Genomic DNA, 6,651 nt, shown 5'->3' on the forward strand with positions numbered 1-6,651 from the left:
TGCAAGTTGGGTATCAGACTCAAACTTGATCGGCAAATGCTCGTTTCGCCGCTGTTCACCATTTACCATGCGGGTGGCACTAGGCTGCCAGTTCAGTCCAACCCTTGGACCTCAGGGTGAGATAGGCGAGCTCGATCTGCCGCGGCGTAAATTTGCGTTTTCGATCGTTCCACGAGTGGACTTGTTCAATCACGGCCTTCGCGCTATCCGCACCTTCTTGCGTCGTTACCCAATGAACGGTGGCCAACAACTCCAATCCGTACGGTGTCTCGAAGCCGCCGACCAAATCAGCCACGCGGTCAAACCTCGCAACAGCGTCTTGATCCGAGCCCAAGAACTTCCCAGCGTCCTCTATGGCGCCCGGCACGAGCTCGATCTGCTTCTCGGGGTCGTCGCCTCCGTCAGCATATCCGGAGACCAGGTGGCCCTCGATCGCGTTGAGCACGTGACGCAGGTTTTCAGCGTAAGGTCCGTATGCTGCCTTCGAATATTTGAGGTTGAGATCCTGTCCCGCCGCCTGCATGAAATACATCAGCTTGTGGACCTCAAGTAAGGTGACGAATGGATCCATCAGGCCTTGCAGATAGCGATGCATCAGCCCTACCAACGCCGCTCGGCCCATAGTCATTTTGGGAACTGCCTTTGACTTCGTCGCCGCGGGTGCTTCCCTAGGTTCGAAAACGACGACCGCCAGATCATCTATCGGCGTCAAGGCAGCGACGATGCGTGGCCGAACTTCCCGCCAGTCGAGCCCACCCAAACCACTACCCAGGGGAGGGAGTGCGATTGACTTAATCTTGCGCTTCCGAATTTCCTCAACCATCGCGACCAGCCCGCTGTCGATATCTTCCATCCGACTTTTGCCTTTCCAATGCCTCTTCGTCGGGAAGTTGATGATGTAGCGAGGATTGAACTGGCCTGTTTCGAATACGAACATCCGACCAGGTTGCACTTGGTCTAGATCACAGGCTCGCTTGTAAGCGGCGAAATTATCAGGGTAGGCATTCTTGAATTGAAGTGCGACGCCTCGGCCCATGATGCCAACGCAGTTGACCGTATTGACCAGCGTATCAACGTTGGCCTCCAAAAGATTTCCCTGCTCGAATTTGATGTTCGCCATATCAATAATACCAGTCGCGTTTCACTTGGATTGGCGGCCGATGAGCGACACCGTTGAGTGCAGCATCCGCACGTAGCGCGATCGCCTGAGAGTGAACGGTAATCCTTTCGACAAGGTGCCAGGGAAACGCGGTTTCCATGAGGAATTCCGCCTGTTTTCCTTCCTTCACCGACCTGTCGACGCCATTATAGCCCCACCCGTTATTCGCCACCGCCGCCCAATTAATTTGATCGAGATGTGCCGCGTCCGCTCTGTCTTCGAAGTAGTTAGAGCCGGCGTTCGAAAGGGTGAAAGCCCATCTCCTGGGAGCGGCGTTCGCCCACGTAATCGCCCGATGAAGATCACCCTCTAGGTGCACGATCGGCTCCTGCCCCCCGGTATACTGCAGCTCCGGGTTTCGCTTGAAGATCATAAATAGCATGACCGAGCGCGGACAGAAATAGAACGGCGCGCACGCGCCGACCGCCAGATCCGGGTAGCTGGACAATCTCGATGTTAGGCGGCGCTCCTTGATGTTGTTCATGCCGATCACGGTGCCAGGCTTCTGAGCGGCGCGGATGGCTACATCAGACAAAATCAAGCCATCACCCGCAATCGAAGCCAGCCGGTCCACATGTGCGATGTGAAAAATCTTGGGTTGCGCCGGCGCCGGCATCGCGTCCCGTTCCTCTCAGCCGAAGCGGCCACAAAGAGGTGTAACCGTCGCAGACGTGACCGGACAAGAGCTCTTAATCCCCAGACCCTCTACTTTGCGATGCCGCACCAGGTCGGAACCATCCGGGCAGAAAGGGAAATATGATCAGCCGCGAGAAGCGTATGTTCCGCGTTTGTTCACGGTGCTATGAGTCCTCACCTCAGACGATCGGAGGTGACCGTGACCATAGCTATCCAACCCAACCAGTCGGCCCGCATCCGCCAGCTCAAGGCCGAGCATCCCTACCTCGAGCCGAAGGATATCGCGCAGATGACCGGCGCCGACATTGGCCTGGTACGGGCTGCGCTGAGTCGACGGGAGAAGCGCTTCAAGGCTAAGAGCCGGGTGCCGTTCAACGCCGGCAGGGCGTGATGGCAGTCATCCCCGTCACTGCCCGCGAGTTTCAGCTGGCCGGCAAGTTCGTTATCCAGGACTGCCCCGAGTGCCTGACACGGACGAAGATCGAGCCAAGCGTCATCACGCTGACCTTCGGCGACGACTTCGACATGTTCATGGGGCTGCGCGAGATCCGGTATCGGTTCGACTGTCCGATATGCGGGGCGCGGCGGCCGGACGTCTATTTCGGCACTCCCGAGCAGCCGCTGACCCAACTCGAGGGCAGAAGCAAGAGAGCCTGATGACTGTGGCCTGGCGGAACGGCTCATTTCCGGTCCTGTCCGAGCTGGGGCAGAAGGTCATTGCCGTCGAGTGCGCACTTTGCGACCGGCGCGGCCGCTACCGGGCCGACCGCCTGTTCGCCAAGTTCGGCGACGTTGTAGAGGCGGCGTTTTTCGACCTCATTGCCAAGGACGGTGGCTGCGAGCGGGCGCTGAACCCGCCGGCGATCAACGACATCAACTACAACGCCGACAAATGCCAGATCCAGCGCGGCCCCGGTGGCCGTCGTGTGGTGCCGCCCATGCTGGCCACCGCCATGCACAACGGTTGGCGGCTCTTCGTGATCTGCGAACGACGCCACCAAGGGCTGAAGTCGGTGAAGCCGTGCAAGGGTGCGAACGAAATGGACCTGAGGACGCTGATCGCAGCGATCGGACCCGACGTCATGGTCGACGAGGTCGGCAAGAGGATCAAAGCGCCATGCTGCGGTAGTGAGCATTTCCGGATCAGCTGGCAATTGCCCGACGGGAGCGAACGCCTTTGGAGCAGCCCGAGCTAGGAGTACGGCGAGCTTCAACAGGCCGGGGGCGTCTGGAGCTTCGCCAGCCCGGCAGGAGATCAGGTGCCGGCGAGCGACACTAAATGGCCCGGCTCATCTGGCCGTTATGCTGCCGTGACTGCTAAGGAAAACTCACCACGGCCCCAATTCTAATCCTTATTCCAACCCCGGGTCCCCGGTGGGGGGTGGCCTTGTGCTACGGCACATAGCCGAACTTGTGGGTGCCTTCGTCGAATGTCACCTGCTTGATCGTGTGCTGCCAGTCCAGCACCGGATGGTCATATCCTTCCGGCGCCAGCTTGTCGCCTTCGCCGCCGACCAACGTTGCGCGGATGTCACTGCTCAAGTCCGCTCAGACCCATTGCGACCTAGAAGGGTTGCTCAGTATCACCGCACGATGTTCAGCGGAAACTCCTGCTAACCCGCTGCACTGGAGTTTGACAGCAGGGGGCCCCGATCATGTAGTCTTAGCGGGTCGTCCTGGGGGATTGTACGTGTTCTCGCACTTGTCGCGTATCGTTGCCGTGCTGGCGCTCATCGTCGGCGTAGCAGAGTTCGCCATGGCTTGGTCGATAGCGTCTGGATGGGTCGGCCCCTACGAGCAAGCTCTCGCCCGCTACACCGCCGCCTCATCGTCTGGGGAGCTTATCAACCGCGCTACCAGGGTCATCGCGTTCGCGCTCGCCCTGGGCACCTTGGCCGAGATTGGGCTGGCGTTGCGGAGGAAAGCGAAAGGCGAGACCGAATAGGTCGTCAAGAGGATCATCAGTGGCCAAGGTCAACGAGCCGTACCGGTACATCGTCGTCGAGAGCTACGAGAAACAAGCGACATCAGGGCTGCATGGTGCTGTCCACATCCGTCCGGTTGCTGGGGAGCTGTACCCCACGTACCTCCGCGTCGAATGCCCGAGGGAGATGCGGGACACGCGGCGCTACAAGCTCGGCACGAAGTTCCGCATCAAGGTTAAGCTGACGGACCGGTAAGGTGGTGGGGACTTCCTCTACTCGCACCACTCGTGGCCGTACACGGTCGTCGCCTAAGCGCGCCTCCCGGAGCAGCCCGTCAGCTCTGCGGGTGTAGCGCATTCCAAACTCGTTCAGGCGTAGGGTGCGGCGAACAGCCTTCCTGATGCGCTCGGCCATCCGCCGGCACGAACCGTTGAAAGAACTCGCGCTCACTCTTCCCCGGCGTCAGCGCCACGGTGAGCGGGGCGATACCGCGTTCGTGCCGACGGAGAGACTAGCAGCCGCGTCAGCAGCCGCATGCCGGCACCAATATTGGACATATTTTGGACACTCTCCCCCGGCGGTAGAATTTGGCGCGCCCAAGGGGAATCGAACCCCTGTTCCCGCCGTGAGAGAGAGGGGCTGTCATAAGCGGGGCCATCAAAGTGTTGCGACAGCGTTGCGATGATACCGAACGCCTGCGCCGCACTCTCCCTCAAGGTACGGTAAACGTTGACGAAGTTTATTTGCGTTGACAGGCTCATCCAGCCCTTCATCCAGCGCGTCCGCTGCTTGAGCCAGGAGCCGAGGACCAGCGGCGCTTCCTCGCCGGTCCGGCTTTCGATCGTCGCGGTCTTGAGGCCGCGCCGGGCCAGCCGCACGCCGAGATCGGCATCCTCGGTGACATTGAAGGAGTCCCAGCCGCCCAGCCGCCTGAGCGTCTCGATCCGGAAGTGGTTGCTGGTGCCCCCGAGCGGCATGGGCAGCTCGAGCCGGGCCAGCAGCGGCAGCATCAGCCCGAACTGGCCGGCATATTCGCCGGCGAACAGCGCGGCGAGGAGGCTCTCCCGCGCATTGTCGATCACCAGCTCCGCCTGCAGGCAATCGATCTCCGGTTGCTCGGCAAAGGTGCTCGCGGCGAGCCGCAGCTGGCCCGGGTCGGGGATGTCCTCGGCGTCATACACCACGATGTATTCCCCGCTCACCAGCGGCATCGCGTAGTTCAGCGCCTTGGGCTTGGTGCGGGGCAGGGCGTCCGGCACCACCAGCAATTCGAAGCGCGGATCGAACAGTTCCTTGCGCACCGCAGCAACGGTGGCGGCGCTGCGCGACTCGACGACGAACCGGACATCCAGCTTTTCCGGCGGATAGTCGAGGTTGCGCATCGCCTTGGCCAGTTGCCCCACCATCGGGGCTTCGTCGCGCAACGGCACCAGCACGGTATAGACCGGCAGCTCTGCGTCGCTCAGCATCGCCGGCGGTGGCGGCGCGCGCGACCGGCTGACCGCCGCCCAGAACCTCAGCAACGCCGGAATGACGAGGATGGCGCCGACCATCGGCAGGAAGGCCGGCCGCGAAAGGCTCGGCGCCAGCAGCGCAAACAGCAGTAGGAGCGTAACCCCGGCCGCGAACCCGACTCGCACCGGCGTCGGCGCGCTCACGCTGCCACTCGCCCGCGGCCAGCGCCGCACCAGCCGCTGGCGCGCCTCGTCGAGCAGTTCTTCCTCGCTCGCCGCGGCCAGCTCCGCCCGGATCGCCACCGCCGGCACGACGCAGAAATGGCGCCGGAACTCGGGGTGCAACTCGACATGGCGACGGAGCTTCAGGAATTCGCCGAAGCGCGGCGCGCTGTAGACCACCTCGCGCTCGAACAGCTTCGCCCGCAAGGTGCGGACTTCCCCAAGCCGCTCGATGCGCTCGATTACCAGGCTGCCGGGAAGCGTGTTGGGGACTTTTGGGGCGAACGCCAGGCCCGCCCATGCGGCGGCGCGCTCCATCACCAGCACGTCGCCCAGCCCGAAGCGGTTGGCGCAATAGTCGAGCGGATCTACCTCGAGCGCCAGCGCTGCTTCGAGGTGTAACAAGGCTTCGGTCTCGCCGTCGACATGCCCGGCAAGTATTGCGTGAAGAAGCGCCCCCGCCTCCGACACTGCACCCACCACAATGACTTGAAGTATGCTCTAAATAGACCATCGCGATTAGCGATCACGCGCGCGTTATCGTCAACTGAAATCGAGTCGGGTGAGGCAGCAGCGCCGGCCCTCGCCTTTGCCGACGATTTGGGCGATAAGCCGTCAAACGCCCGCCCGCCCGGAACCCATGCGCGCCTTACTGTTCGCTCTCGCCCTGCTGCTCGTCCCGTCGGCGCCGGTGGTGGCGCAGGCCTTGCCCTATCATGTCGATCCCGGCGCCCGCGAAATCGTGCCGAGCCTCGCGGCGGTTCCGGCGATCCGCTTCCTCACCACCGCCGATTTCCCGCCCTTCAACTTCCGCGACGACAAGGGCGAACTGGTCGGCTTCAACGTCGATCTGGCGCGCGCCCTCTGCGCCGACCTGAAGATCGCCTGCACCATCCAGGCCTGGCCCTGGGACCAGGCCACCAAGGCGCTCGAGGACAAGCAGGGCGATGCGCTGATCGCCGGACTGGCGCTGACGCCCAAGAACGCTGAGCTGTTCGATTTCTCCTCGATCTACCTGATGCTGCCCGGCCGCTTCGTCACGCCGGTCGCTGCGGCGCCGGGCTTCGATCCGGCGCAGTTGCAGGGAAAGCGCGTCGCCGTCCGTCGCGGCTCGACCCATGCCGAGTTCATCACCCGCTACCTGCCTTCGGCGCAACTGGTCCCGTTCGACACCGAGATCGCGGCCCTCGAGGCGCTCTCGAAGGGCGAGGTGGATGCCTATTTCGGCGATGCCATGCGCGCCTCGTTCTGGCTC

General features: G+C 62.4%; 10 protein-coding genes. 6 read left to right on the plus strand and 4 right to left on the minus strand.

The genetic code is table 11. The features are described from left to right. Positions 1-79 precede the first annotated feature (79 nt). A complete protein-coding gene (locus JWQ89_RS02465) occupies positions 80-1,120 on the minus strand; it encodes a macro domain-containing protein (RefSeq protein WP_299638116.1) in 1,041 nt (346 codons plus the stop codon). Position 1,121: 1 nt separating this feature from the next. Beyond that, positions 1,122-1,775, minus strand: a complete 654-nt coding sequence (locus JWQ89_RS02470) for a DUF4433 domain-containing protein (protein WP_299638117.1) — start codon at positions 1,773-1,775, stop codon at positions 1,122-1,124. Between the two features lie 219 nt (positions 1,776-1,994). On the opposite strand from JWQ89_RS02470, the gene JWQ89_RS02475 reads away from it, so the two are divergent. Genes JWQ89_RS02475 through JWQ89_RS02485 form a run of 3 tightly spaced genes read left to right on the plus strand, consistent with a single transcriptional unit; the run spans position 1,995 to position 2,991 of the window. Then, complete coding sequence (locus tag JWQ89_RS02475; RefSeq protein WP_299638119.1) at positions 1,995-2,186, plus strand: hypothetical protein; 192 nt, start codon at positions 1,995-1,997, stop codon at positions 2,184-2,186. Then, entirely contained in the window at positions 2,186-2,452 is a 267-nt protein-coding gene (locus JWQ89_RS02480) for a hypothetical protein (RefSeq protein ID WP_299638121.1), read from the plus strand. The genes JWQ89_RS02475 and JWQ89_RS02480 overlap by 1 nt, the downstream gene beginning before the upstream one ends. After that, entirely contained in the window at positions 2,452-2,991 is a 540-nt protein-coding gene (locus JWQ89_RS02485; protein ID WP_299638123.1) for a hypothetical protein, read from the plus strand. Before JWQ89_RS02480 ends, JWQ89_RS02485 begins: the two co-directional genes overlap by 1 nt. 196 nt (positions 2,992-3,187) lie before the next feature. Here JWQ89_RS02485 and JWQ89_RS02490 read toward each other — a convergent pair whose 3' ends face one another. Continuing rightward, positions 3,188-3,337, minus strand: a complete 150-nt coding sequence (locus tag JWQ89_RS02490; RefSeq protein ID WP_299638124.1) for a hypothetical protein — start codon at positions 3,335-3,337, stop codon at positions 3,188-3,190. A gap of 148 nt (positions 3,338-3,485) precedes the next feature. Between JWQ89_RS02490 and JWQ89_RS02495 the strand changes: the two genes are divergently transcribed. Beyond that, positions 3,486-3,740 (plus strand): hypothetical protein, encoded by a 255-nt coding sequence (locus JWQ89_RS02495; protein WP_299638126.1) that lies wholly within the window; start codon positions 3,486-3,488, stop codon positions 3,738-3,740. A gap of 19 nt (positions 3,741-3,759) precedes the next feature. Next, a complete protein-coding gene (locus JWQ89_RS02500) occupies positions 3,760-3,975 on the plus strand; it encodes a hypothetical protein (RefSeq protein ID WP_299638128.1) in 216 nt (71 codons plus the stop codon). 191 nt (positions 3,976-4,166) lie between these two features. On the opposite strand, the gene JWQ89_RS02505 is transcribed toward JWQ89_RS02500, so the two are convergent. After that, complete coding sequence (locus tag JWQ89_RS02505; protein WP_299638130.1) at positions 4,167-5,867, minus strand: glycosyltransferase; 1,701 nt, start codon at positions 5,865-5,867, stop codon at positions 4,167-4,169. 169 nt (positions 5,868-6,036) lie between these two features. Between JWQ89_RS02505 and JWQ89_RS02510 the strand changes: the two genes are divergently transcribed. Further along, positions 6,037-6,651 (plus strand): transporter substrate-binding domain-containing protein (locus JWQ89_RS02510; RefSeq protein ID WP_299638132.1); only part of this gene is annotated, 615 nt, incomplete at its 3' end.

This window comes from Devosia sp. (assembly GCF_028290645.1).
Classification (GTDB): domain Bacteria; phylum Pseudomonadota; class Alphaproteobacteria; order Rhizobiales; family Devosiaceae; genus Devosia_A.

Coding starts and splice junctions, on each gene's coding strand:
- JWQ89_RS02465 (WP_299638116.1), bottom strand. CDS start 1,120: ATGGCGAACATCAAATTCGAGCAGGGAAATCTTTTGGAGGCCAACGTT.
- JWQ89_RS02470 (WP_299638117.1), bottom strand. CDS start 1,775: ATGCCGGCGCCGGCGCAACCCAAGATTTTTCACATCGCACATGTGGAC.
- JWQ89_RS02480 (WP_299638121.1), top strand. CDS start 2,186: ATGGCAGTCATCCCCGTCACTGCCCGCGAGTTTCAGCTGGCCGGCAAG.
- JWQ89_RS02485 (WP_299638123.1), top strand. CDS start 2,452: ATGACTGTGGCCTGGCGGAACGGCTCATTTCCGGTCCTGTCCGAGCTG.